A 25,065-nucleotide genomic window follows, 5' to 3' on the forward strand; every position below is an offset into this window, starting at 1 on the left:
GGTTACATTTCGAACCCGGAAGCTAAGCCTCACAGCGCCGATGGTACTGCAGGGGGGACCCTGTGGGAGAGTAGGACGCCGCCGAACAATTTTTGAAGGACCCCTGGTCACCAGCGTTCAGCTGGGACCAGGGGTCCTTTTCTTTTTTCCACTGCGCGTCGGGTACCCGACTGCGCGAGAATGACTTGCGGTACAGCAGACAGGAGTCACCGATGTCCACCAACTCTCCCGACGAGCGTCCGGAGCGCGAGCAGCGCCGCCGGGACGAGGGTGACCGCGGTGACCGTGGCGGCTACCGCGGGGGCCCACGTCGCGGCAACGAGCGTGCCGGCTACGGCCGTCGAGACGACGACCGCGGCGGTTACGGCCGTCGAGACGACCGAGGTGACCGCGGCGACCGCGGCGGTGACCGCGGCGGCTACGGCCGTCGTGACGACCGCCGTGAGGGTGACCGGGGCGGATACGGCCGTCGTGACGACCGTCCTGCCGGTCCGCGCCGTGACGACCGTGACGACCGGAGCGGATACGGCCGTCGCGATGACCGTCCTGCCGGTCCGCGCCGTGACGACCGGAGCGGATACGGCCGTCGCGACGACCGGCCTGCAGGCCCGCGCCGTGACGACCGTGACGACCGGGGCGGATACGGCCGTCGCGACGACCGGCCTGCAGGCCCGCGTCGTGATGACCGTCCCGCCGGCCCGCGCCGCGACGACCGTGACCGGGACCGTGGGTTCCGCCGCGACGGAGACCGTCCTTCCTACCGTCGCGACGACCGCCGTGACGACAGCCGCGATGACCGCCGCGATGACCGCCGCGATGACCGCCGCGATGACCGCCGTGACGACAGGCGCGATGACCGCCGTGGCTTCCGCCGTGATGACGACCGTGGCGGTTTCCGCCGCGACGACCGTGACCGGGACCGCGGTTTCCGCCGCGACGACCGGAGCGACCGGACCGACCGGCCCGAGCGCGGTGGCTTCCGTGGCCGTGACGACCGCGGTGACCGCAGCGGGTACGGACACCGTGACGACCGGCGCGATGACCGGCGCGACGGTGACCGGGGCAGCTACGGCCGCCGCGATGACGACAGGGGCGGCTACGTCGGCCGCCGCGATGACGACCGCGGTGGTTACGGCCGTCGCGACGACCGGGGCGACCGCGGTGACCGCGGCGGCGATCGTGGCGGTGACCGTGGCGGCTTCCGCGGGCGCGACGACCGCGGTGGGCGTGGGCCCCGTCGGGACGACCGCGGCGGACGCCCCGGTGGCTTCCGTGGCCGTGACGACCGCCCCGGTGGCTTCCGTGGCCGTGACGACCGGCGTGGTGACGACCGGCGCGGTGGTGGCCGGTTCCGTGACGAGCGGGACCGGGACCGGGAGCCCATCAAGCGGCTGCCGATCCCCGAGGACGTCACCGGCGACGAGATCGACAAGGACGTGCGTCAGGAGCTGCAGAGCCTGCCCAAGACGCTCGCGGAGGACGTCGCACGGAACCTGGTGATGGCGGGCCGGCTCATCGACGAGGATCCCGAGGGTGCCTACGGCTACGCCAAGGTCGCTCTCCGGCTGGCCTCCCGTGTCGCCGCCGTACGCGAGGCGGCCGGGTTCGCCGCCTACGCGAACCAGAAGTACGAGGAGGCGCTCGGCGAGTTCCGTACCGCGCGGCGGATGACGGGCAACGTCGAGCTGTGGCCGGTCATGGCCGACTGCGAGCGCGGTCGCGGGCGGCCGGAGAAGGCGCTGGAGATGGCCGGCGCCCCGGAGGTGCACAAGCTCGACAAGGCCGGGCAGGTCGAGATGCGGCTCGTGGCGGCGGGTGCCCGGCGTGACATGGGCCAGCTCGACGCGGCGATCGTGACGCTGCAGAGCCCGGAGCTGGCCTCGAACTCGGTCCAGCCGTGGACGGCGCGACTGCGGTACGCCTACGCCGACGCCCTGCTCGCGGCCGGCCGTCAGGGCGAGGCGCGCGAGTGGTTCGCGAAGGCCGTCGAGGCCGACCGGGACGGCAGCACCGACGCCTCCGACCGGCTTGCCGAGCTGGACGGCGTGGAGTTCGTCGACGCGCTCGACGAGAACGAGAGCGAGAACGAGCGCGGGAACGAGAACGAGCGCGGCTCCGAGGCCACGCCCGCGACCGCCGCCGACGAGGACAGGGACAAGGACAAGGGCACGGACTGACGTCCGGTGCTGACGCCGGGTCGGTGAGACGAGGAAGGGCGGGCTCCCGCGGGCCCGCCCTTCCTTCTTCGTTCCGGGTCCGCGCGTGCTTCGGCTGCGCTCAGACGTCGAGCGCCCGCAATACCAGCCCCGAGGCCGGCTTGGGGCCGAACGACGTGGACTTCCGGGGCATGGTGACGCCCTGCCGGGCCAGGTCGCGCACGACCTCCTCGTGGACGGGGTGCAGCAGGACCGCCGTACCGCCGTCGCGTTCGGCCTTCTCCACGGTGGCGACCGTGTCGTGGATGTAGGCGATGTGCGCCGGGGAGTCCTCCGGGATTCCCCAGACGTGTTCGAGGAGGGTGGCGTGCAGGACCGTCGCGTCCAGGGTGCGCCAGGCGGCGGGGCGGTCGGCGGGCACCGTCCGGGCCAGCAGGTCCGGGTCGGGGCGGTCCACCAGGTGGAAGGCGCCGTCCCCGGCGAGCAGGAAGGCGTTGCCCGCGCAGGCCGCGTCCGCGAGTGCCTCCAGCGCCTGCGCCAGCGGCACCTCCAGGTGCCGCACGCGGAACAGGCCCTCCAGCGCCGACAGCGCGTCGGCGACCGGCAGGTTGTGCAGCAGGCGGTGGATGGCGCGGACCCGGAGCGGGTAGCGCGCGGTGTCGACGAGGAGGACCAGACCGTAGTCCCAGGGGCTGGGGGAGGGGTGCTCCGCGCGGAGACGGCAGTAGGTGGCCCAGCGGTGGTGTCCGTCGGCGATCAGGGCCTGGTGCCCCGCCAGGTCCTCCCGCACGGCGGCCACGTCGGCGGGGTCGGTGACGGCCCACAGGCGGTGGCAGAACCCGTCCTCGGTGGTCGTCGACAGCAGCGGGGGCCGTTCGGCGGTGCGCTCGACGAGCAGGGAGGCGAAGGCGGTGGAGTCGTGGCCGCGGTACGTCAGCAGCAGCGGCTCCAGGTTCGCGGACGTCGCACGCATCAGCGCCGCGCGGTCCGCGACGACGTGCGGCATGACGTCCTCGTGGGGCAGGACGACGCCCTCCTCCGGGTCCGACACGCGCAGTGCGCCGATCAGGCCGCGCTGCAGCATCCCGTCGCCGTCGCGCTGCTCGTAGACGTACAGGCCCGGTTCTGAGTCGGCGGTGAGGACGCCCTCGGACAGCCAGCGGCGCAGGGTCTCCGCCGCCTGCTTGTTGCGGGCACTGGGCGTCTCGGCCTGGGGCAGGATCAGGCGGACGATGTTGTAGGGGTCCGCGGACTCGAGGTGGTGCAGGCCGTCCGGGCGTACGACGACGTCGTACGGTGGGGACGTCACGGCGGCCAGACTGCCGACCCGGTCGGGGTCGTAGCGAAGGCCTCGGAACGGGGTGATGTCGAGGCCGCGGCCCGCCGTCGCCTGCGAAGGACCTGCTGTGTTCATCCCGGCATCGTACGTGGGCCGGCGGTGTGCGCGATGATCGGGGGAAACCGGCGACACGAGGAGCGATGCGGAATGAGCCAGGGCGTCAGGACGAGGCCCGAGGGCAGTGAGCAGGCCCTGAGCGAGGCGTACGACACGGCCCTGCTCGACCTGGACGGCGTGGTCTACGCGGGCGGGGAGGCGATCGCGCACGCCGTCGAGTCGCTCGGCACCGCCCGGACGGGCGGCATGCATCTGGCCTACGTCACCAACAACGCCCTGCGCACCCCGGACGCCGTGGCCGCGCACCTCACCGAGCTGGGGATACCGGCCGCGGGATCCGACGTCGTCACCTCCGCCCAGGCGGTGGCCCGGCTGATCGCCGAGCAGGTGCCGGCGGGGGCGCGGGTGCTGGTGGTCGGCGGGGAGGGGCTGCGGGTGGCGCTGCGCGAGCGCGGGCTGGAGCCGGTCGAGTCGGCCGACGACGATCCGGCGGCGGTGGTGCAGGGGTACGGCGGCCCCGAGCTGGCGTGGGGGCGTTTCGCCGAGGCCTGCTACGCCGTCGCGCGCGGAGTGCCGTGGTTCGCGTCCAACACCGACCTGACGATCCCCGGCGCGCGCGGGATCGCCCCCGGCAACGGCGCGGCGGTGGAGGTCGTACGGATCGCCACCGGCGCCGAGCCGCAGGTGGCGGGCAAGCCGCTGCCGCCGATGCACCGCGAGACGGTCCTGCGGACCGGCGCGCGGCGGCCCCTGGTGGTCGGGGACCGGCTGGACACGGACATCGAGGGCGCGTTCAACGGCGATGTCGACTCGCTGCTGGTGCTGACCGGCGTGACCGACGGGGCGCGGCTGCTCGCCGCGCGGCCGGAGCACCGGCCCACGTACGTCGACGCCGATCTGCGGGGGCTGCTCACCGGGCAGCCGGACGTCACCCTGGCGGGTGACGGTTTCCGGTGCGGCGGGTGGACGGCGACGGCGGGCGCGGAGCGGCTGGAGCTGGACGGCGAGGGCCAGTCGCTGGACGGCCTGCGCGCGCTGTGCGCGGCGGCGTGGACGGCGGCCGGGGACGGCGCGTGCGCGCTGGACGCGGCGAAGGCGCTGGCGCGACTGGGGGTGTGAGACGTCCGGCCGGACGCGCCGTCGAGGGATTGGAGAGGGTAGGCTAACCTAACCTCGTGTTGGTCGACAGTCCTCCCCGAGAGCGCGCGCCGGCGGCCGCGGCGCCCCCGGCCCGCCGCGCGGTACGAGCCGCCGGGCTCCTGGTCTCCGCCGCGGTCCTGGCGCTCGTCGCGCTGGCGAGCATCGCGATCGGCGCCAAGGACCTCTCCCTGGCCCAGGTCTGGCACGGGCTGTTCCAGGACTCGGGGAGGTACGGCGACGTCGTGGTCGGCGAGCGGCTGTCCCGGACCGTTCTCGGTGTGCTCGCCGGGGCCGCGCTCGGTCTCTCGGGGGCCGTGCTGCAGGCGCTGACCCGCAATCCGCTGGCCGACCCGGGACTGCTCGGCATCAACGCGGGCGCGTCGGCCGCCGTCGTCACCGCCCTCACATACCTCGGCGTCACCAGCCTGAGCGGGTACGTCTGGTTCGCCTTCCTCGGCGCGGCCGCCGTGGGCGCGCTGGTGTGGTTCCTCGGCGGCAGCCGGGGCGCCACACCGGTACGGCTCGCCCTCGCCGGCACCGCGATCAGCGCCGCGCTCTACGGCTATCTGCAGGCCGTGATGATCACGGACGGGGCCGCGCTCGGCAGGATGCGCTTCTGGACCGTGGGCTCACTGGCCTCCGCGGACACCGGCACCCTCACCCAGGTGCTGCCGTTCCTCGCGGCCGGCACGGTCCTCGCCCTGCTGCTCGCCCGGCCGCTCAACGCCCTGGCGATGGGCGACGACACCGCCCGCGCCCTCGGCGCCCGGCCGCACCGCACCCGGGCGCTGGCGATGCTCGCCGCGACCGTGCTGTGCGGAGCGGCGACCGCCGCGTGCGGGCCGATCGTCTTCGTCGGGCTGATGGTCCCGCACGCCGTGCGCTCCTTCACCGGCCCCGACCTGCGCTGGATCCTGCCGTACGCCGCGCTCCTGGCGCCCGTGCTGCTGCTCGGCGCAGACGTCGTCGGGCGGATCGCCGCCCGGCCCGCCGAGCTCCAGGTCGGGGTCGTCACCGCGATCATCGGGGGCCCGGTGTTCATCCTGCTGGTACGGCGGCGCAGGACGGCGCGGCTGTGAGGAGCACTCCCGCCGGCCGAACCGGCCGCGCCACCCGTGACCCGCGTGCCGCCCGCGGCCACGACACCCGGGGTCCGCTCGCCGCCCGCACCCGCGTAGCCCGCGGCCCGCGCGTCATCCGCACCCCGGGCGGCCTGTCCTTCCGCCTCGACGTCCGGGCCTGCGCCGTCGTCGTCCTGCTGGCGCTCGCCGCCCTGGCCGCCGGTGTGGCCCTGATCGGCACCGGCGACTTCCCGATCCCGGCCGCGGACGTGCTCAGGACGCTGCTCGGCCACGGCACTCCGGGCCAGGAGTTCGTCGTCCGCGAACTGCGGCTGCCGCGCGTCCTCGTCGGGCTGCTGGTGGGTGCCTGCCTCGGGCTCGGCGGTGCCCTGTTCCAGTCCGTCTCCCGCAATCCGCTGGGCAGCCCGGACGTGCTCGGGCTCTCGCAGGGTGCGACCGCCGGCGCGCTGACCGTGATCGTCCTGTTCTCGGGCGACGCCACCGCGGTCAGCCTCGGCGCGCTGGCCGGTGGTCTGGCGACCGGACTCGCCCTCTATCTGCTCGCCCGGAAACGGGGCGTGCACGGATACCGGCTGGTCCTGGTCGGCATCGGCGCCGGCGCCGTGGTCACGGCGGTCAACGGCTACCTGATCACCAAGGCCGACTTCGTGGACGCGGCACGCGCGGTGGTGTGGATGACCGGCTCCCTGGACGGCCGCGACTGGAGCCAGGTCGGGCCGCTGCTCGCGCTGTGCGCCCTGCTCCTGCCGCTGGTCCTGGCCCACGCACCCGGACTGCGGATGACGGAGATGGGCGACGACGTGGCGTACGCCCTCGGGGTGCGCGTCGAGCGCGTACGGCTGCTGCTGCTCGGCTCCGCCGTGCTGCTCACCTCCGCCGCCACCGCCGCCGCCGGTCCCGTCGGCTTCGTCGCTCTGACCGCACCCCAGCTCGCCCGCCGGCTGACCCGCTCCCCGGGCCCGAACCTCCTGGCCTCCCTCTGCATGGGCGCCGCCCTGCTGGTCACCGCGGACTGGGCCGCGCAGCGCGCCTTCGGCGTCGACCGGCTGCCCGTCGGCGTCGTCACCGGCGTGCTCGGTGGGGCGTACCTGCTGGTGCTGCTGGTCACCGAGCGCCGAGCGGGCCGGATATGAGCGCCTCACCCCCCGACGATTTCGCCCCCGGAGGAGCCCCGTGAACCGCCTGTCCGCCGACGACGTCACCCTCGCCTACGACCAGCGCGTCATCGCCGAACGGCTGTCGGTGGAGATTCCCGACCACTCCTTCACGGTGATCGTCGGCCCGAACGCGTGCGGCAAGTCCACCCTGCTGCGGGCGCTGTCGCGGATGCTCAGGCCGCGGGCGGGCCGGGTCCTGCTCGACGGGCAGGCCATACAGTCGCTGCCGGCCAGGAAGGTCGCCCGCACGCTGGGTCTGCTGCCGCAGTCCTCGATCGCGCCCGACGGCATCACCGTGGGCGACCTGGTGGGCCGCGGCCGCTATCCGCACCAGGGCGTCCTGCGGCAGTGGTCCGCCGAGGACGAGCGGGTCGTGCGGGAGTCGATGGAGCGGACCGGGGTCGCCGGGCTCGCCGATCGACATGTCGACGAGCTGTCGGGCGGTCAGCGGCAGCGGGTGTGGATCGCCATGGCGCTCGCGCAGCAGACGCCGCTGCTGCTGCTGGACGAGCCGACGACGTATCTGGACATCCAGCACCAGATCGACGTGCTCGACCTGTGCGCCGAGCTGCACGAGGAGCAGGGGCGCACCCTGGTCGCCGTGCTGCACGACCTCAACCACGCCGCCCGCTACGCCACCCACCTCGTCGCCCTGCGGGCCGGGAAGGTGGTCGCCGCGGGCGCGCCGGAGGACATCGTCACGGCCGAGCTGGTGGAGGAGGTCTTCGGGCTGCGCTGCCGGGTCGTCGACGACCCGGAGACGGGGACCCCGCTGGTCGTGCCGGCGGCGCGTGCGGCACGCGCGCGCGTGGCGGTCGGCGAGGCCCCCTGAACCGGGCGGCTACAGCAGCTTCCTGAGCCGGAACAGGTCGAACAGGCTCGCCTCCAGCCGCACCCGGCCCGAGCCCCAGGCCCTGGCGAAGTGGAGTTCGCCGTCGACCAGCGCCACCAGGTCGTCGCCGGTCATGGCGAGCCTGATCTGGGCGCTCTCGGCCGGCGGCCCGGTCAGCGTGTGGCGCACCTCTATCCGGCCCCCGGTGAGGAGACCCACGAAGGTGACGCCCAGGTCGGTGATCATGCAGCTCACGGAGCGGTCCATGGCCGCGGCGGCGCGAACGTCGCCCTCGGCGCCCCGCATGGTGTCCGAGAGCTTCTCCAGTGCCGTGCGGCACTCCTCGATCGTGGCCATCGCGACCGACGGTACCGCAGCGCTTCGGGGTAGCGTCGGGGCATGAGCGACTCCGCCTCCGCCTCCGCCCCAGCGGTCGAATCCGGGTACGACGACACCGCCGAGCCCGCCGGGTACGAGGACGCCCCCGCGTACGGCGCCGAGGACACCGCCGCGCCCGAGGACACCGCCGCGCCCGGGGACGAGGACGACCCCGCCGCCCCGGCCCCGCTGAACGTGCCGCGCTCCCCCACCGGCGACGCCGGCGTCGACGCGGTCCTGGAGCGGCTCGGCGACGCCGACCACCTCGCCACGGACGGCCATGTCGAGGTGTACGAGGATGTACACCGGGGTTTGCGCGACGCGCTCACCGCGCTCGACACCCGCCCGGGACCCCCGGCGCCCCCGGCGCCCGCACGACCTTTCGACAACAGGAGCTGAACCGAACGTGGCAGGAGTCGCACGCCGCCGTCTCGACGCGGAGCTGGTCCGCCGCAAGCTCGCGCGCTCGCGCGAGCACGCCAGCCAGCTGATCGTCGCCGGCCGGGTCACCGTCGGCAAGACCGTCGCGACCAAGCCCGCCACCCAGGTGGAGACCGCCGCCGCCATCGTCGTGGCGTCCGACGGCAGCGACCCCGACTACGTCTCCCGGGGCGGCCACAAACTGGCCGGCGCCCTGGCGGCCTTCGTCCCGCGGGGGCTGGTGGTGGAGGGGCGGCGCGCGCTGGACGCCGGCGCGTCCACCGGGGGCTTCACCGACGTCCTGCTGCGGGCGGGCGCCGCGCACGTCGTCGCCGTCGACGTCGGATACGGACAACTCGCCTGGTCTCTGCAGAGCGATGAACGCGTGACCGTCAAGGACCGTACGAACGTACGCGAGTTGACGCTCGAAGCGATCGATGGGGAGCCTGTGGATCTTGTCGTGGGGGACCTTTCCTTCATCCCGCTCGGCCTGGTGCTGCCCGCCCTGGTGCGGTGCGTGAAGCCGGACGCCGACCTCGTGATGATGGTCAAGCCCCAGTTCGAGGTGGGGAAGGAACGGCTGGGGAGCGGGGGTGTCGTGCGCAGTCCGGAGCTGCGCGCGGAGGCCGTGCGCGGGGTGGCCGCGAAGGCCCGGGAACTGGGGCTCGGGGTACGGGGCGTCACCGCCAGCCCGCTGCCCGGCCCCTCCGGAAACGTCGAGTATTTTCTGTGGCTGCGGGCCGGTGCACCGGAACTGGACCCGGCCGATGTTGACCGTGCAGTGGCGGAGGGGCCGCGTTGACACAGACCCAAGCTCGAACCGTATTCCTGCTGGCCCACACCGGGCGGCCGGCGGCCATCCGCAGCGCCGAGCTCGTGGTCAAGGGGCTGCTGCGGTGCGGCATCGGCGTGCGCGTGCTGGAGGCGGAGGCGCTCGACCTGCCGCTGCCGGACGAGGTGGAGCTGGTCAAGGAGGCCACCCCGCAGTGCCTCGACGGGTGTGAACTGCTCATCGTGCTCGGCGGCGACGGCACGCTGCTGCGCGGGGCGGAGTTCGCCCGCGCGTCCGGGGTGCCGATGCTCGGCGTGAACCTCGGCCGGGTCGGGTTCCTCGCCGAGGCCGAGCGGGACGATTTGGACAAGGTCGTCGACCGGGTGGTCAGCCGGGCCTACGAGGTCGAGGAGCGCATGACCGTCGACGTGGTCGTGCACCGCAACGGGGACATCGTGCACACCGACTGGGCGCTGAACGAGGCCGCGGTGCAGAAGGTGTCCGCCGAGCGGATGCTCGAGGTGGTGCTGGAGATCGACGGGCGGCCGGTGACGGCGTTCGGGTGCGACGGGATCGTGTGCGCCACGCCCACCGGGTCGACCGCGTACGCCTTCTCCGCCGGGGGGCCGGTGGTGTGGCCCGAGGTGGAGGCGCTGCTCATGGTGCCGATCAGCGCGCACGCGCTGTTCGCCAAGCCGCTGGTGACCTCTCCCGACTCGGTGCTGGCCGTCGAGGTGCTGCCGCATGTGCCGCCGGGGGTGCTGTGGTGCGACGGGCGGCGGACGGTGGAACTGCCGCCGGGAGCGCGAGTCGAGGTGCGGCGGGGGGCCGTTCCGGTGCGGCTCGCCCGGCTGCACCACGCCTCGTTCACGGACCGGCTTGTGGCGAAGTTCGCGCTGCCGGTGACCGGGTGGCGAGGGGCTCCGCACTGAGGCGCCGTTGCCTCTCTGCGACTTGATCCGCCGGACAGGCCCCAGGTGCGCGCCCCGGCGCGGCTCCCGCGCGCCCCGCGTCGGCGGGGAGCACCGCATCCGCGGCTCGCCCGAAACGGAGACGACCGGATCACCCCGGCGGAGGCGGGGACGCACTGGTGAACGACCGGCCCGGTCGGCGGTGACGGTCCGTGGCTTACCCGGACGGGTGGGGCGCGTCGCGCGACACGAGCGAAACCTCGTATGGTCGGGGTCGTGTTGGAGGAGATGCGGATACGGTCGCTCGGAGTCATCGACGACGCGGTCGTCGAGCTGTCGCCGGGGTTCACTGCGGTCACGGGCGAGACGGGCGCGGGCAAGACCATGGTGGTCACCAGCCTGGGGCTGCTGCTGGGCGGGCGCGCGGACCCGGCGCTCGTCCGGATCGGCGCCGAGAAGGCGGTCGTGGAGGGACGGGTCGCCGTACCCGCGGGCGCCGCGGCCGTCGTACGCGCCGAGGAGGCCGGGGCGGAGCTCGACGACGGAGCGCTGCTGATCAGCCGTACCGTTTCCGCCGAGGGGCGCTCCCGGGCGCACCTGGGCGGCCGCAGCGTGCCCGTCGGGCTGCTCGGCGAACTCGCCGACGACCTGGTGGCCGTGCACGGGCAGACCGACCAGCAGGGGCTGCTGAAGCTGAACCGGCAGCGGCAGGCGCTCGACCGGTACGCCGGGGACGCGGTCGCCGGGCCGCTCGCCAAGTACGCCGAGGCCTACCGGCGGCTGCGGGCCGTCTCCGCCGAGCTGGAGGAGATCACCACACGCGCGCGTGAGCGGGTCCAGGAGGCCGACATGCTGCGCTACGGCCTCGACGAGATCGCCGCCGTCGAGCCGCGGGCCGGCGAGGACGGGGAACTGGCCGAGGAGGCGGAGCGGCTCGGGCACGCGGAGGCCCTCTCGTCCGCCGCGACGGCCGCGCACGCAGCGCTCGCGGGCAATCCGGAGGACCCCGAGGGCATCGACGCGGCGACCCTCGTCGCGGGTGCCCAGCGGGCCCTGGAGGCCGTGCGCGCGCACGATCCGGCGCTGGCCGCGCTCGCCGACCGGATCGGGGAGATCGGGATCCTGCTGGGCGACGTGGCCGGGGAACTGGCCGGGTACGCCGACGACCTGGACGCCGATCCGCTGCGGCTGTCCGCGGTGGAGGAGCGGCGGTCGGCACTGACCGCGCTGACCCGGAAGTACGGGGAGGACGTGAACGCCGTACTGGCCTGGGCCGAGCAGAGCGCCGCCCGGCTGACCGAGCTGGACGGCGACGACGAGCGGATCGGGGAGCTGACCGCCGAGCGGGACGCCCTGCGCACCGAACTGGGCGGGCTGGCACAGGCGTTGACGGACGCCCGGACGGAGGCCGCCGAACGGTTCGCCGCCGCCGTGACCGCCGAGCTGGCCTCGCTCGCGATGCCGCACGCGCGCGTGTCCTTCGCCCTCCGGCAGACCGAGGACCCCGAAGGCGTCGAGGTCGGCGGGCGCGCGGTCGCCTACGGGCCGTCGGGCGCCGACGAGGTCGAGCTGCTGCTCGCCCCGCACCCGGGGGCGCCGCCCCGGCCGATCGCCAAGGGCGCCTCGGGCGGCGAGCTGTCGCGCGTGATGCTGGCCGTCGAGGTGGTGTTCGCGGGGACGGACCCGGTGCCGACGTATCTCTTCGACGAGGTCGACGCGGGCGTCGGCGGCAAGGCCGCCGTGGAGATCGGGCGGCGGCTGGCCCGCCTGGCGAAGACCGCGCAGGTCGTCGTGGTGACGCACCTGCCGCAGGTCGCCGCCTTCGCCGACCGGCAGCTGCTGGTGGAGAAGACCGACGACGGTTCGGTGACCCGGTCCGGCGTGAAGGTGCTGGAGGGCGAGGACCGCATCCGGGAGCTGTCCCGGATGCTGGCGGGCCAGGAGGACTCGGAGACGGCCCGCGCCCACGCCGAGGAACTCCTGGCCACGGCCCGCGCGGATCTGTAGCCGGACCGGCGCGGGCGGACCTGCGGGGCCGGTGGCCGCGCATCCCGTCGGTGCGACAGGGGCGCCCAGGCCCCGCGTACGCCGACCGGTGATCCGCCGGACGTGGGGGGTCGGGGACCGTAGGGTGGCGGGATGATCCGTCCTGTCGCCGTGTCGTTCGTGCCGGCCGCCGGGCTCGCCCGGGCCGGGACCGCCGCCCTGCGTGCCACCGCGCCCGGCGGCCGGGAGCGCTGGGAGCGGAGGAACCACGCCGGCCGGGCCGTCGGCCTCTACGCGGGCCCCGCGACCGCGCTGGCCGCGGCGGTCGCCGCCGGGCGGGTGCGGCCGGCCGCCGCCTTCGCGGTCGCGGCCGCCGGCGCCTGCGGGGCCTACGACGACATCGCCGGGGCCGGCGACCCCCGGCGCGGCTTCCGCGCCCACCTCACGGCCCTGCGGCACGGCGAGCTCACCAGCGGAGCGGTCAAGCTCCTCGGCGTCTCCGCCGCCGGTCTCTGCGCGGGCGCGCTGCTGAAGGAGCGGCCGCTCGACAAGGTGCTCGCGGGCATCGTGATCGCCGGGGCCGCGCACGCCGTCAACCTCGTGGACGTGCGCCCCGGCCGCGCCGCCGCGGTGGTACTCGCGCTCGGAGCGCCCGGGCTGCTGCGCCGGGGCCCCGGCGCGCAGCTGGCCGCCGCCGCGACGGGCGCCGCCGCGGCCGTCCTGCCCGACGACCTGGGGGAGCGCGTGATGATCGGTGACGCGGGGGCGCACGCCCTGGGCGCGGCCGTCGGCACGGCCGCCGTCGTGTGCAACGGGCGCCCCGGGCTGGTCGCGCACGCCGCCGCGGTGGTGGCCGCGGCCGTCTTCGGCGACAAGGTGCGCGGGCTTGCCCGTTTCTGACAAGCTCGGTGCGTCCGGGCCATGCCTCACCCCTCGGAGGGTTCATCACCCGTGTGGGTGACGCATACCGGCCGGACGCCCGGTAACCCCTGCTCTTGCCGCACCCTGGCATTCCCGGAACACCCGTACGTGCTGGCATCCTTGGGGCGGAAAACCGGCACGCGAAGGTAACGCGCGGTACATCCTGACCGCGCGGCACCTTCTGTACGTTTCCTCGTGACCGTCCCACCCCGACCCAGGAGCCCCGGCCACGTGAGCCCCGTGAGCAGCCACGCACCGCACGGCCAGTCGCCGCTGCGCACCGTGCAGGTGCTCGGCGGAGGCAACGCCGGCAGCAGCGCGCACGTGCGGTCGCTGTCCGCGGGGCTGGTCGCCCGGGGCGTACGGGTCATCGTGTGCGCCCCCGACGAGACCGACCGCGCCTACGACTTCACCGGGGCCGGCGCCGCCCATGTCCCCGTGCCGCGCAGCAGCGACCCGGTGTCGGTGGCCGCGCTGCGCACGATCTGCTCGGACGCGGACCTGGTGCACGCGCACGGGCTGCACGCCTCGTTCCGAGCGGCGCTCGCGCTCAGCGGGCGCACCACCCCGCTCGTCGTCACCTGGCACAACCACACCCGCGCCGAGGGCCCCCGCGCCCAGCTCCTGCGCATGCTGGAGCGGCGGGTCGCCAAGGCCGCCACCGTCGTGCTCGGCACCACCTCGCAGCTCGTGGACCGGGCCCGCCGCAGAGGCGCGCGCGACGCGCGGCTCGCCGCGATCGCGGTACCCCGGCCGCGCGGCACCGCCGGGTACGAGGACCCCGAGCGTCCCCGGTCCAAGGTGCGCGCCGAACTCGGTTCCACCGGACGGCCGTTGCTCATCGCCGTCGCCGCCCTCGAACGGCACCGGGGCCACGAGCTCCTGCTGGACGCCGCCCACGGCTGGCGGGACCTCGATCCCGCGCCGCTGGTGGTGATCGCGGGGGAGGGGCCGCTGCGCGCGGTCCTGCAGCGCCGGATCGAGGACGAGGAACTGCCGGTCCGGCTCGTCGGACGGCGCGACGACGTGGGCGAACTGCTCGCCGCCGCCGACCTGGCGCTGCTGCCCAGGAGCGGGGAGTCACGCTCCGTCCTCGCGCAGGAGGCCCTGCACGCGGGCGTCCCGCTGGTCGCCGCGCGCACCGGCGGCATCCCCGAGATCGTCGGCGACGCGGCCGAACTGTTCCCGCATCAGGACGCCAAGGCGTTCGCCGCGGCCGTCGTACGGCTGCTCGGCGACCCCGGGCGATGCGAGGCGCTGCGGGAGCGGGGCACCCGGCAGGCGGCCACCTGGCCCACCGAGGACGAGACCGTCGCCCAAGTTCTCAGTGTGTACGACGAGTTGACGCAGCCCCGGCCGCTGATCTGAGGCGGCCCGGGCCCCGGTCCGGCGATCCGAGGCGCTCCGCCCACGCACGGGTCGGGGCCGCCGCACCGAGCGCTCCCCGGCCCCAACACCGCCTCCGCCGGCCCCAACGCCCCCTCAGCTAGGCCCCGCTGACCTGCGGCACGTGTCGGCGTGCCCGCAGGGCGAGGCTCAACGCCAGTACCGTCTGCGGGTCGTCGAGGTCCGTGCCCAGCAACTCCCCGATGCGGGCCAGGCGGTTGTAGAGGGTCTGCCGGTTGAGGTGCAGCTCGCGGGCCGTCTCCGCCTTGCGGCCCGCGTGCGCGAGGTACGTCTGGAGGGTGGGCAGCAGCGGCGGCCGGGACCGGTTGTCGTGGTCCCGGATCGGGCCGATGGCGCGGTCCACGAAGGCCGCCAGGTCAGGTTGGTCGCGCAGCCGCCACAGCAGCAGGTCGATGTCGAGGCGGCGGGCGTCGTACCAGGGCTGCTCCGGCAGTCCCAGCGCCGCCGTCGCCGTCTCGGCCGCGTGCCGCAGGCCCGCCGACGCGGCCGCCCAGCCGCCGGCCACCCCGACGACCACGACCGGGGGCTGCGCGCCGGGCCGCCGCATCCCGGCCCGCTCCACACCGGCCCGCAGCGCCGCCGCGACCCGGTCCGCGACCGTCGGCCGCTCCGGCTCCGCGCGCAGACCGACCAGCAGCAGGACGCGGCCCTCGACCGGCCGTACGCCCAGCAGCACCGGGACCCCCACCGAGGCGAGCTCCTCGGCGACCGCGCGCGCCAGCACCGCCCAGCCCCCGCCGGGCGCGAGGGCGTCACCGAGCCGCATGACCACGGGCAGCAGCGGGCTGCCGCCGGGCTTGAAGCCGAGGACGCGGGCCTGCGCCGGAGCGTCCTCCGCGGCGACCCGGCCCTCGGCGAGGTCGGTGAGGAAGTCGCCGCGGCCGCGGGCCGCCAGCTCCTCCTCCTGCCGGGCCTGCATCAGCACCACCGCCAGGATGCCCGCGGCCCGCTCGGCGGCCATGCGGTGCACCGGGCCGAGGGAGGAGCGGACCGGCAGCAGCACGAGGCGGGCGCGTACCGCGCCCGCCCCCGGGCCGCCGCCGGGCACGTCCACGAGGACCGATCCGGCCGGCGGCGGGACGTCCTTGTGCTGCCCGCGCAGCCCCTCCCACACCTGGAGCGGGTCGGCGCCCTCGGGGCCGGACCCGGCCGCGTACAGCAGCCGGCCGTCCGGGGTCTCCAGGAACACCGGGTTGCCGCCGAAGTCGGCGAGGATGCCGAGGACCTGCGGCACCCCGCCGCCGCCGAGCAGGGCCTCCGTGCAGCGCCGGTGCACCTCCTCGGCCCGCTGGAGCAGCGCGTAGTGGCCGTTGACGATCTCCGTGTGGATCTCCTCGGTGACCGTCACGAACGGCACCTCGCGGTGCAGCTGCACCAGCGGCAGACCGGCGGCGCGGGCCGTCTCGACCAGGGCGGCGGGCAGCCGGGCGAAACGGGGGCCGAGCTCCACGACGAGGGCCGCGATGCCGCGGTCGGCGAGCGTGCGGACGAAGGCGCGCTGGTCCGCGGGGCGGGTGCCGAGGCCGTAGCCCGTGGTCAGCAGGAGTTCGCCGCCCTTGAGGAGGGAGGCGATGTTGGGGACCTCGCCGGCGTGCACCCAGCGGACGGTGCGGTTCAGCCGGTCGGCGCCGGCCAGGACCTCCGGCAGGCCGCTGCGGAGGCCGGGCAGCTCGAGGGCGCGCTGGACCGTGATCCCGGCTCCCTCGGTGTCGAATCTGCGGTCCATGCAGCGGACGCTACCCCGGGGCGGCGGCGCCGGGACAGTTCGCCGTCCCCGGCGCCGACCTGCGGGAAGGTGTAGGTCGTGGCGCAGTCCCGTCTTCGTGGGCGCTTTCAGCCGCTGGCGTGCTGTCCCAGGGTGGCGCCTGGAGGAATCTCCAACCACGCTGTGCCCGTTGGCGGGTTCCGGTGAGCGTCTTCGCTCGTCACGACGTACCGGGGTTGTTCGATCAGGCCGTGGCGGCGAGGGTGCCTCAAGGTCGGCCCGGTGGATGTCGGACACGCGACGCGCGCCTGCAAGTTCGTGGCGAGCAGCTGCCTTCTGTCCGGGAACAGCTGCGGGGCCTGCCAGTAGCCACTCGGGGGTCGCGGGCGGCGACGGCACCCAGGCACGTGATCGGGCGCCCGGTGGCGAGCCGCCCTGGGCCGTGGCGGCGTGGGTTTAGATCGGCTGTTCCTCCATCCTTGCTCCTACCTGCCGGCCAGAGCTTCGGCCTCCATGCGGGCCCGCACCGCCTCCAGTGCAGCGTATTCCGCCTCCAGGATCGCGGAGCCGGCGTAGTCGATAGCGAACGACGCGTACCCCTCCGCATCATTCGCCTTGAGCTCGGCACGCTTCACGTCATGCTCGCCCTTGCGCTCCTGGAGATCCCTCTTGACCTTCGCTACGTGCTCCTGCCACTTGTTCTTTGCCTCTTCCAGTGACGCAGCGGCAGCGGCCTTCTGCTCGGCTCCCTCACGGCGGAGTTGCTCTGCCTGCTGTTCCGTCTCCCGCTGAACCTGTTCGATCGCGGCCGCCAGATGCTCCTGGTCCTTGGCGATGGCACTCTGCACCTGCTCTTGTGCGTGCTTCGACCAATCCGTCAGTTGGGTGATGCGGTCCGTCATCTGCGTCATGCTCCTACCCCTTCCGATTGCTCCAAAAGGAGGATTCTCATCAATTCGAACATGTCCGGCAGGGGGCTGCTACTCGCGTGGCAGCGCCATGGCAGCGGGCAGGTCAGGACAGTGCGGGACATGGCCGTAGTCGCCACGCCCCGGGGCGGCTCGTCACCGGGCGCCCGATCGGCGGGCTGAGCCTCCTGCAGCGCGATCCCACAAGCGCGGTCAGGTCGGCCATGCCGCGCCGTTGTGCGCCGCCGGTCTCGGTCACGCTGCGCCGCGGACATGCGCGGGGGCGTGGCAGAGGTTAGACAAGAAGGGTGATGGTCAATGGGCCGGAAGGTGTCGGCATTCCACCGGAACTGTCTGTTCTGTGTGGACCGTTGGCCTGTGGCCGGTCGGACACGCGCGCGCCTGTGCCGGATTCGTCGTCCCTGCGCACTCGTGAAGCGGGCCACGACGGCACGCTGGTGGCCGTCGTGTTCTCCCGCGGGCACGTGTCCGGTCTGGTCAGGCAGTCGGTTCGGGCGGGGCCCCCTTCGCTCGGTGCAGCCAAGGCCGCCCAGCGGGCTGTTGCGCCCCTTTGTCTCCTCTGTGACCGGCGATGACGCAGCCGGACCCCGGCCAGGAGCCGCAGCCGCCTGACAGGCCCCCGCCTTCCGGGGCGGAGGCCGCAGAAGCGGGGGCTTCCGCCCGGATGCCCCGGTGGCTGCCTCGTGCGATGGTGCTTGCCCTTGCGTTGGTGGCTTCCTTCCAGCTTGGCAGTTGGGCGTTCCACAGGCTTACTGGTCTGCTGGTCGGCATTCTGATCGCGTCTTTCCTGGCGCTTGGAATCGAGCCGCCGATCGGGCGGATGGTGGCGCGGGGGATGCGCCGGGGCCTGGCCGCCTTTCTGGTGTGTCTCGCCGTGGTCCTCGGGGTGGCGGGGTTCTTCGTGCTGTTCGGCTCGTTCCTGGCGGGCCAGATCAGCGGCATCGTCGAGCACTTCCCGGGGTACTTCGACTCCGTCATCGGCTGGATCAACCGGACGTTCCACACGGATTTGTCGCGGGCCGGCATCCAGGGCCGGCTGTTGCGCCCCGACTGGCTGCGTGCGTACGTACAGAAGAGCGCGGGCGGCGTGTTTGATTTTTCGGCTTCCGTGCTGGGCGGTCTGTTCCGGCTGCTGACGATCTTCCTGTTCGCGTTCTACTTCGCCGTGGACGGCCCCCGGCTGCGCCGCGCGCTGTGCTCGCTGCTGCCACCCGCCAAGCAGACCGAGGTGCTACGGGCCTGGGAGATCGCGGTCGACAAGACGAGCGGATACCTCTACTCCCGTGGGCTGATGGCCCTGATCTCCGCGGTCGCCCACTTCATCATGCTGACACTGCTGGGCGTGCCGTACGCCCTGGCGCTCGCCGTGTGGGTTGGCGTGGTGTCGCAGTTCATCCCGGTCATCGGCACCTATTTGGCCGCGGCCGTGCCCATCCTGGCCGCGTTCGCCGTCGACCCCTGGTACGCGGTGGTGGTGCTGGTCTTCGTCGTGGTCTATCAGCAGTTCGAGAACTACCTGATCCAGCCGAAACTCACGTCCAAGACCGTGGACATCCATCCGGCGGTGGCCTTCGGCTCCGTGATCGCGGGTACCGCGCTGCTCGGTGTGGCCGGCACGCTGATCGCCATTCCGGTGGTGGCCACTATGCAGACGTTCTTCAGTGCATATGTGAAGCGATACGACGTCGCGGATGATCTGGAGACACAGGACGGCCAGCGTTACCCGCCCGGGGACGGTCCGACGCTGCGGGTGCGGCTGCGTGGCTTGCTGCGCCGCCGTGGCCGGTCCTGAGCCGGCTTGCGAAAGCCTCCGCCAGATGAAACAGGGCCGGGGGTGAGTGACGATGGAGGTGTACCTGCCGACCGTGCTTTTCCCAGAAGGAGGCAGCGGCATGACTTATCCCTCCGATTCCTCGGGCACCGGCCCTCCGCGCGGCACCGAGCCACAAGACGCCCCCTTGACCGAAGGCCTGGGCGCCTTGGCGAACATGGGATGGCAGATCCTGCTCACCACGGGCCTGGCCACCATCGCCCTGGGCGTCGTGATCTTCGCCTGGCCGGAGGAGACGCTGCGGGTCGTCGGCGTACTCTTCGGCATCTACCTGCTGGCTACCGGCGTCTTCCAGCTGGCCGCCGCCTTCGGCACGCACGTCCCCCGGCATCTTCGGGTGCTGCACTTCCTCACGGGCGCGCTCTCCGTCCTGCTGGGGCTGATCTGCTTCCGGGGCACCGTGCAGTCGGTCTTTCTGCTCGCCCTGTGGATCGGCTTCAGCTGGCTGCTGCGCGGCATCATGGTGACGGCTGCGGCGGCCTCCGCCGAGGGCACTCCGGCACGCGGCTGGCAGCTGTTCTACGGGATCATCAGCACTCTGGCGGGCATCGTGCTGATCGTCTCGCCGTTCACCTCGATCGCCGCACTCACCCTGGCGGTGGCCATCATGGCCGTGGTCCTGGGGGCGGTCGAGGTGTTCCAGGCCATCAGGACGCGCGTCGAAGTCGGCCGCCTCGCTCCGGGCAGCACTACCACCGAGCGGCGGCCCCTGTTCCACCGCCCGCACCCCCAGCACTGATCACCGGGACCGGACCGGGCAGCCACGGACGAGCGGCGAAGCGGCACTCCGTGCAGCGGGCGGCCACCTCGGTCAGCGCCTGCACCACACGGTCAGGGTCCCGTCAGCCCCACGCTTTCATAAAGCCGGGATCTACAGCAGATGATCCGCGAAGGCGGAGCGGGCGGGCGGAGTGCAGCGCGCACGTCAAGCTCGGCCGACTCCGGTGAGCAAGGGATACGGGAGTCTGGCACTCAGGGATGTCCCCTCAGTGGCGCATCGCGCGCTCCGGCGGCATCCCCGGCCGGTCCTTCGGCAGCAGCAGACGCAGGGCACCCGGCCGGATACCGCACACGACGGGCAGAGGAAGCCGCACCGCTTCGCCGTCGACGCCCGCGTCAAGATGCCGCACCTCACCATGCAGCGTGATGCCGGGAGCAGACCAGATGACGGCTCCATCCCCCGCCGACCCGGCACCGTGCTTGTCCTGTCGCAGTTCGCCGCGCAGATGCCGCAGGAGATCCGGGGGAGCCAGCGCCCGGCGCTTGAGAACGATGACGCCCAGCTGTCCCGTGCTGAGGGAGAAGCGACGCCCCAGCCAACGCGGTGTGGCCAGGTGGTAAGGGTTATTGGAGATCAGCACCACCTGCGGGAACTCGACGGTTCCCCATGGTGTGTCCACGCGGGCCTCGACCCACTGCTTGCCCTTGGCATAGTCGGGTGCCACTGCGGCGAACGCGCGCGGCTTGTCCTCGCGGTACCCGGGCTCCAGCAGGGCGTCGGCGTACACGCCGAAAGAGACGTTGTTGATGAAGACACGCGAGCCGAGCACGCCCAGGTCCACTTGCGCGGGCTCACCGTCGACCAGAGCGTCCAGTGCCCGCCCTGGATCGCGCAGATCGAGGCCCAGGTCCCGGGCGAAGTGGTTGCGGGTGCCCGCCGGGACCACGACCAGCGACCGGCCCGTGTCGGCGGCCACCGCGGCGACTGCCGACACGGTGCCGTCACCGCCGGCGACCCCCAGCACCTGCGCCCCCTCCACCACGGCGTTCCTCGCGAGCGACGCCGCGTCCTCCCCCGTGCTGGTCGTCCGGACCTGGGCTCCCATGCCCTCGGCCCGCTGTGCCAGGCCGTAACGAGTCGTCTTGCCGCCGCCCGAGCGTGGATTCATCACGATCACCACCCGGGCGCGTGTCCGAGCGCCGGCCATCACCGCATCCACTCTCGGTGTTCAGGCGGTGACTTCGAATTGCCAGCCCACGTTCGCCAAGGTCGCCAGGCTTCCGCCGAGCAAGGGTCCTGAGGTGCGATGTCGTGCGGGGGCATGGTGCCGGTGCCTGCCGGGGTTGCGGAGGGGGATGTCATGCCGCCTCACTCTCCAGGTAGAGGGGTGGATCGGTTCCCCTCCATCGTCACTCCGCCCGGCCCCGTATCGCCTGGCGGGAGGTGGGCAACGGAGAGTTGCCGGGTCGGTGCCGTCGCCCTGGGCCGCTTCGGGCGATCTCTCTGCGATGCCGGCAGTGCCGGGAACTCCTCGCCCCAGCTTGCCGACGCCTCGGGCGGAGACTCCTCCAGCCCTCGTCCCTCTGGCTCACCCTCGGCTGCGTGAACGAGCCGGGGAGTGGTCGGCGGGCAAAGCCCCAGCTGCGGGGCAGTGGCACCTGGGACCCGGTCGGAGGTCGCGGTGCCGGGTGAATGAACGCGAACGAACGAGCCCCAGCGCTGGATCGCCCGTAGATTGGAAGTCCAGGCAGTCGCGCTCGCGGCCACGGAGAGCGCGTGATGACAGCGGACATCGATTTTACGGCGTTCTTCGACGCCACACCAAGCCCGTACCTGGTGCTGGATGCGGACCTGGTGATCCGCTACGTGAACCCGGCATGCCTGCGGACTGCAGGCCGGACCAAGGACGAGTTGATCGGGAAGTACTTCTTCGACGCCCTGCCGGAGAATCCCGGCGTCCGCGACGACGCGGAACGAAGCCTGAAAGCCTCCCTGCACCGGCTTCTGGACACCGGGAAGCCGGAAACCGCGGTGCTCCAGCGGTACGACGTTCCCGCCCCCGATCAGCAGGACGGGTTCGAGGAGCGATGGTGGTCCGTCATCCACACCCCCCTTTTGGGACCTGACGGCACGGTGAAGTGGATCATCCAACAGGTAACGGACGTCACGGCCTTCGTCCACTCACCCCGGGCACATCAGCTCAGCAAGGAGCCGACCGAGCTAACGGAAGGCATGGCAGCCGAGCTGTACGCGCGCGCCCGCGAGCTGCACCGGCTGAACCAGGAACTGCGCCAAGCCCACGCCCGCGAACAGCAGGTCGCCGTCACCCTGCAGGAAGCCATGCTCTCCGTCCCCGACCTGGAGCGGCACACCAACATCGCGGTGCGCTACCTGCCCGCGACCGCGTCACTGAACGTGTGCGGCGACTGGTACGACGTCGTCGACTTGCCACCCGACCGCTACGCCGTGGCGGTCGGAGACGTCGTCGGCCACGGCCTGCACGCCGCGGCCGTCATGGGCATGCTCCGTAGCGCCCTGAGCGCCGTCATCCGCGCCATCCCCAGCCCCGCCCAGGCCCTGGAAGTCCTCGGCCTCTATGCCCGCTCCGTGGACGGCGCCATGGCCGCCACCGCAGTCAAGGTACTCGTCGACACCCGCAGCAGACTGATCATCTACAGCAACGCCGGGCACCCACCGCCGATCCTGCTCCACACCGACGGAACCTACGACCTGCTGGACCAGGCCACCGACCCGCCACTCGGCACACGCGAGCACCATGTTCCCCGCCCCCAGGCTGGCCTCCCCTACACGCCGGGAGACATCCTCGTGCTGTACACCGACGGCCTCATCGAGCGCCGCGACGAGGACATCGACACCGGCCTGGCACGCCTGACCACAGCCCTGGCCCAAGACCAGACCCTGCCCCCTGACCTACTGGCCGACGCACTGCTGACCCGGCTCAACGTCGCAGAGGGCGTCTCCGACGACATCGCTCTCGTCATCATCCGCCTATGACCCCGCGCCTTCCCGACAGCTCCCGGAGAGGATCGAAGTCCGCGAACAGCAGCCGGCCCAGCTCCAGCCGCGACTCGTAGATCACGTGGTCGCCTACCGTCGCCGACCAGTACGTCCCGGAGTAGTGCTTCTGGCCCTTGTACCAGCGGAACGTTCGCCAAGGCTGCGCGTTCCGCAGGAGATCGAGTGAGATGGACGCCCACTCCAGATCCGCTGCCGTGTCGTATCCGACATGGCGACGACATCGCCGCGCGGAATACGACACGGGAAACGGGAACCTACAGAAGCTCAGCCCCCGTACGCCCCGCTCGCCGTCAGGCGCAGGGCCGTGTCGATCAGCGGGACGTGGCTGAAGGCCTGCGGGAAGTTCCCCACCTGGCGCTGGAGCCTCGGGTCCCACTCCTCGGCCAGCAGCCCGAGGTCGTTGCGCAGCGACAGCAGCTTCTCGAACAGCTTCCGGGCCTCCTCCACGCGGCCGATCATCGCCAGGTCGTCTGCCATCCAGAACGAGCAGGCCAGGAAGGCGCCCTCGTCGCCGGGCAGGCCGTCGACGCCCGTGTGCTCGCCGTCGGTGGGGTAGCGCAGGATGAAGCCGTCCGAGGTGGAGAGCTCGCGCTGGATCGCCTCGATGGTGCCGATCACGCGCTTGTCGTCCGGCGGCAGGAAACCCATCTGCGGGATGAGCAGCAGCGACGCGTCCAGCTCCCGGGAGCCGTAGGACTGCGTGAAGGTGTTGCGCTCCTTGTCGTACCCCTTCTCGCACACGTCCCGGTGGATGTCGTCGCGCAGTTCCTTCCACTGCTCCAGCGGGCCGTCGGCGTCGCCGGACTCGATCAGCTTGATCGTGCGGTCGACGGCGACCCAGGCCATCACCTTGGAGTGCACGAAGTGGCGGCGCGGGCCGCGCACCTCCCAGATGCCCTCGTCCGGCTCCTGCCAGTGCTTCTCCAGGTAGCGGATCAGCTTCAGCTGGAGCAGCGCGGCGTAGTCGTTGCGGGCCAGGCCGGTCATGTGCGCCAGGTGCAGGGCCTCGGTGACCTCGCCGTACACGTCGAGCTGGAGCTGGTGCGCGGCGCCGTTGCCCACCCGGACCGGCGCGGAGTTCTCGTAGCCGGGCAGCCAGTCCAGCTCCGCCTCGCCGAGCTCGCGCTCACCGGCGATGCCGTACATGATCTGCAGGTTCTCCGGGTCGCCGGCGACCGCCCGCAGCAGCCACTCGCGCCAGGCGCGGGCCTCCTCGCGGTAGCCGGTGCGCAGCAGCGAGGTCAGGGTGATCGCCGCGTCCCGCAGCCAGGTGTAGCGGTAGTCCCAGTTCCGTACGCCGCCGATGTCCTCCGGCAGGGAGGTGGTGGGCGCGGCGACGATGCCGCCCGTGGGTGCGTACGTCAGCGCCTTCAGCGTGATCAGGGAGCGGACCACCGCCTCGCGGTAGGGGCCGTGGTAGGTGCAGTGCCCGACCCACTCGCGCCAGAAGTCCTCCGTCGCCTCCAGCGACTGCTCCGGCTCCGGCAGCGGCGGCGCCTCCTTGTGCGAGGGCTGCCACGAGATGGTGAACGCGATCCGGTCACCGGGAGCGACAGTGAAGTCCGCGTACGTGGTCAGCGACTCGCCGTAGGTCTCCACCTCCGTGTCGAACCACACGGAGTCCGGGCCCGCGACCGCGACCGTGCGCTTGTCGTACCGGTGCACCCACGGCACGATCCGGCCGTAGGAGAACCGCATCCGCAGCGACGAGCGCATCGGCACCCGGCCGGTGACGCCCTCCACGATCCGGATGACCTGCGGGGCGCCGTCGCGCGGGGGCATGAAATCGGTCACGCGGACCGTGCCGCGCGGGGTGTCCCACTCCGACTCCAGGATCAGCGAGTCGCCGCGGTAGCTGCGCCGGGCCGCGGTGGGCGGCTCCTCGTCCGCCGCGTGGGCGGGGCCGAGACGCCAGAGGCCGTGTTCCTCCGTACCCAGCAGACCGGCGAAGATGGCGTGCGAGTCGAAGCGGGGCAGGCACAGCCAGTCGACCGTCCCGTCCCGGCAGACCAGGGCAGCGGTCTGCATGTCTCCGATGAGTGCGTAGTCTTCGATGCGCCCGGCCACGTGCAACTCCAGTCGAACGGCCACGTCACCCCGCATGGGGGCGGTCGCTAGTGCGGTCAAGGGGTCGTTGTAGTACGTCGTCGAGCGGTGAGGCAATCGGCCGCTCGCTTGTGGGACAAAGCGTCCATTGTTGCTCAACGAACTGACGAGCACACGTTGTGCCGGTGGTCACGGGCGGGGGGTGGTGCCGTGTAGCCGGCCGGGCTCGGCAGAGA

The 25,065-nt window shown here is 73.0% G+C and carries 21 protein-coding genes, 1 rRNA gene and 1 pseudogene; 15 read left to right on the plus strand and 8 right to left on the minus strand.

Going from position 1 to position 25,065, the window contains the following annotated elements; all coding sequences use genetic code 11:
* A 5S ribosomal RNA gene (gene rrf / locus ACIQ9G_RS25855) occupies window positions 1-87 on the plus strand; the annotation flags it as partial.
* 119 nt (window positions 88-206) lie between these two features.
* Here the strand turns inward: rrf and ACIQ9G_RS25860 are convergent.
* On the minus strand, window positions 207-1,022 hold the full coding sequence (locus ACIQ9G_RS25860) for a hypothetical protein (protein WP_403613824.1): 816 nt from the start codon (window positions 1,020-1,022) through the stop codon (window positions 207-209).
* Window positions 1,023-1,436: 414 nt separating this feature from the next.
* Here ACIQ9G_RS25860 and ACIQ9G_RS25865 point away from each other — a divergent pair, with 414 nt between their 5' ends.
* The gene (locus ACIQ9G_RS25865) at window positions 1,437-2,177 is read left to right on the plus strand and encodes a hypothetical protein (protein WP_403613826.1); all 741 of its coding nucleotides are present in this window, start codon (window positions 1,437-1,439) and stop codon (window positions 2,175-2,177) included.
* 100 nt (window positions 2,178-2,277) lie between these two features.
* Here the strand turns inward: ACIQ9G_RS25865 and ACIQ9G_RS25870 are convergent, their stop codons facing one another.
* Entirely contained in the window at window positions 2,278-3,570 is a 1,293-nt protein-coding gene (locus ACIQ9G_RS25870; RefSeq protein ID WP_403613828.1) for a DUF1015 domain-containing protein, read from the minus strand.
* Window positions 3,571-3,642: 72 nt separating this feature from the next.
* Between ACIQ9G_RS25870 and ACIQ9G_RS25875 the strand changes: the two genes are divergently transcribed.
* The 4 genes and pseudogenes from ACIQ9G_RS25875 (at window position 3,643) to ACIQ9G_RS25890 (ending at window position 7,789) form a co-directional block, all read left to right on the plus strand.
* Window positions 3,643-4,671, plus strand: coding sequence for an HAD hydrolase-like protein (locus tag ACIQ9G_RS25875; RefSeq protein WP_403613830.1), 1,029 nt, complete (start codon window positions 3,643-3,645; stop codon window positions 4,669-4,671).
* Window positions 4,672-4,727: 56 nt separating this feature from the next.
* The gene (locus ACIQ9G_RS25880) at window positions 4,728-5,771 is read left to right on the plus strand and encodes a FecCD family ABC transporter permease (RefSeq protein WP_403613833.1); all 1,044 of its coding nucleotides are present in this window, start codon (window positions 4,728-4,730) and stop codon (window positions 5,769-5,771) included.
* A gap of 116 nt (window positions 5,772-5,887) precedes the next feature.
* A complete protein-coding gene (locus tag ACIQ9G_RS25885) occupies window positions 5,888-6,907 on the plus strand; it encodes a FecCD family ABC transporter permease (RefSeq protein ID WP_403614825.1) in 1,020 nt (339 codons plus the stop codon).
* A 40-nt stretch (window positions 6,908-6,947) separates the two neighbouring features.
* Window positions 6,948-7,789, plus strand: a pseudogene (locus tag ACIQ9G_RS25890) (ABC transporter ATP-binding protein).
* Here ACIQ9G_RS25890 and ACIQ9G_RS25895 read toward each other — a convergent pair.
* The gene (locus ACIQ9G_RS25895) at window positions 7,773-8,120 is read right to left on the minus strand and encodes a sterol-binding protein (protein WP_403613834.1); all 348 of its coding nucleotides are present in this window, start codon (window positions 8,118-8,120) and stop codon (window positions 7,773-7,775) included. The pseudogene ACIQ9G_RS25890 and the gene ACIQ9G_RS25895 sit on opposite strands and share 17 nt — an antisense overlap.
* A gap of 42 nt (window positions 8,121-8,162) precedes the next feature.
* Between ACIQ9G_RS25895 and ACIQ9G_RS25900 the strand changes: the two genes are divergently transcribed.
* The 6 genes from ACIQ9G_RS25900 to ACIQ9G_RS25925 all read left to right on the plus strand — a co-directional run bounded on the left by ACIQ9G_RS25900 (window position 8,163) and on the right by ACIQ9G_RS25925 (window position 14,519).
* Complete coding sequence (locus ACIQ9G_RS25900; protein WP_403613836.1) at window positions 8,163-8,540, plus strand: hypothetical protein; 378 nt, start codon at window positions 8,163-8,165, stop codon at window positions 8,538-8,540.
* 7 nt (window positions 8,541-8,547) lie between these two features.
* Entirely contained in the window at window positions 8,548-9,363 is an 816-nt protein-coding gene (locus tag ACIQ9G_RS25905) for a TlyA family RNA methyltransferase (RefSeq protein ID WP_403613839.1), read from the plus strand.
* Window positions 9,360-10,265: an NAD kinase gene (locus tag ACIQ9G_RS25910; protein ID WP_392193507.1), complete on the plus strand. Its 906-nt coding sequence runs from the start codon at window positions 9,360-9,362 to the stop codon at window positions 10,263-10,265. Before ACIQ9G_RS25905 ends, ACIQ9G_RS25910 begins: the two co-directional genes overlap by 4 nt.
* A gap of 243 nt (window positions 10,266-10,508) precedes the next feature.
* Window positions 10,509-12,251 carry a DNA repair protein RecN gene (gene recN, locus ACIQ9G_RS25915; protein ID WP_403613841.1) on the plus strand — a complete coding sequence of 581 codons (1,743 nt, stop codon included), beginning with the start codon at window positions 10,509-10,511 and terminating at the stop codon, window positions 12,249-12,251.
* Window positions 12,252-12,383: 132 nt separating this feature from the next.
* Window positions 12,384-13,130: a hypothetical protein gene (locus ACIQ9G_RS25920; RefSeq protein WP_403613843.1), complete on the plus strand. Its 747-nt coding sequence runs from the start codon at window positions 12,384-12,386 to the stop codon at window positions 13,128-13,130.
* A gap of 252 nt (window positions 13,131-13,382) precedes the next feature.
* Window positions 13,383-14,519, plus strand: a complete 1,137-nt coding sequence (locus ACIQ9G_RS25925; protein ID WP_403613845.1) for a glycosyltransferase family 4 protein — start codon at window positions 13,383-13,385, stop codon at window positions 14,517-14,519.
* Between the two features lie 118 nt (window positions 14,520-14,637).
* On the opposite strand, the gene ACIQ9G_RS25930 is transcribed toward ACIQ9G_RS25925, so the two are convergent.
* Together ACIQ9G_RS25930 and ACIQ9G_RS25935 are read right to left on the minus strand one after the other, a co-directional pair.
* The gene (locus ACIQ9G_RS25930) at window positions 14,638-16,284 is read right to left on the minus strand and encodes a PucR family transcriptional regulator (RefSeq protein WP_403613847.1); all 1,647 of its coding nucleotides are present in this window, start codon (window positions 16,282-16,284) and stop codon (window positions 14,638-14,640) included.
* 464 nt (window positions 16,285-16,748) lie between these two features.
* Window positions 16,749-17,174 (minus strand): hypothetical protein, encoded by a 426-nt coding sequence (locus ACIQ9G_RS25935; RefSeq protein WP_403613849.1) that lies wholly within the window; start codon window positions 17,172-17,174, stop codon window positions 16,749-16,751.
* A gap of 682 nt (window positions 17,175-17,856) precedes the next feature.
* Here ACIQ9G_RS25935 and ACIQ9G_RS25940 point away from each other — a divergent pair.
* Together ACIQ9G_RS25940 and ACIQ9G_RS25945 are read left to right on the plus strand one after the other, a co-directional pair.
* Window positions 17,857-18,984, plus strand: coding sequence for an AI-2E family transporter (locus ACIQ9G_RS25940; RefSeq protein WP_403614828.1), 1,128 nt, complete (start codon window positions 17,857-17,859; stop codon window positions 18,982-18,984).
* Between the two features lie 100 nt (window positions 18,985-19,084).
* Complete coding sequence (locus tag ACIQ9G_RS25945) at window positions 19,085-19,762, plus strand: HdeD family acid-resistance protein (protein ID WP_403613851.1); 678 nt, start codon at window positions 19,085-19,087, stop codon at window positions 19,760-19,762.
* 247 nt (window positions 19,763-20,009) lie between these two features.
* On the opposite strand, the gene ACIQ9G_RS25950 is transcribed toward ACIQ9G_RS25945, so the two are convergent.
* Window positions 20,010-20,924 carry a diacylglycerol/lipid kinase family protein gene (locus ACIQ9G_RS25950; protein WP_403613854.1) on the minus strand — a complete coding sequence of 305 codons (915 nt, stop codon included), beginning with the start codon at window positions 20,922-20,924 and terminating at the stop codon, window positions 20,010-20,012.
* Window positions 20,925-21,523: 599 nt separating this feature from the next.
* Between ACIQ9G_RS25950 and ACIQ9G_RS25955 the strand changes: the two genes are divergently transcribed.
* Complete coding sequence (locus ACIQ9G_RS25955; RefSeq protein ID WP_403613857.1) at window positions 21,524-22,759, plus strand: PP2C family protein-serine/threonine phosphatase; 1,236 nt, start codon at window positions 21,524-21,526, stop codon at window positions 22,757-22,759.
* Here ACIQ9G_RS25955 and ACIQ9G_RS25960 read toward each other — a convergent pair.
* Both ACIQ9G_RS25960 and ACIQ9G_RS25965 read right to left on the minus strand, forming a co-directional pair.
* Entirely contained in the window at window positions 22,746-23,024 is a 279-nt protein-coding gene (locus tag ACIQ9G_RS25960; RefSeq protein WP_403613859.1) for a hypothetical protein, read from the minus strand. The two genes, ACIQ9G_RS25955 and ACIQ9G_RS25960, sit on opposite strands and share 14 nt — an antisense overlap.
* Before the next feature lie 23 nt (window positions 23,025-23,047).
* Window positions 23,048-24,850 (minus strand): glycoside hydrolase family 15 protein, encoded by a 1,803-nt coding sequence (locus tag ACIQ9G_RS25965; RefSeq protein WP_403614830.1) that lies wholly within the window; start codon window positions 24,848-24,850, stop codon window positions 23,048-23,050.
* Window positions 24,851-25,065: the final 215 nt, after the last annotated feature.

The organism is Streptomyces sp. NPDC096152, from assembly GCF_044763235.1.
Classification (GTDB): domain Bacteria; phylum Actinomycetota; class Actinomycetes; order Streptomycetales; family Streptomycetaceae; genus Streptomyces.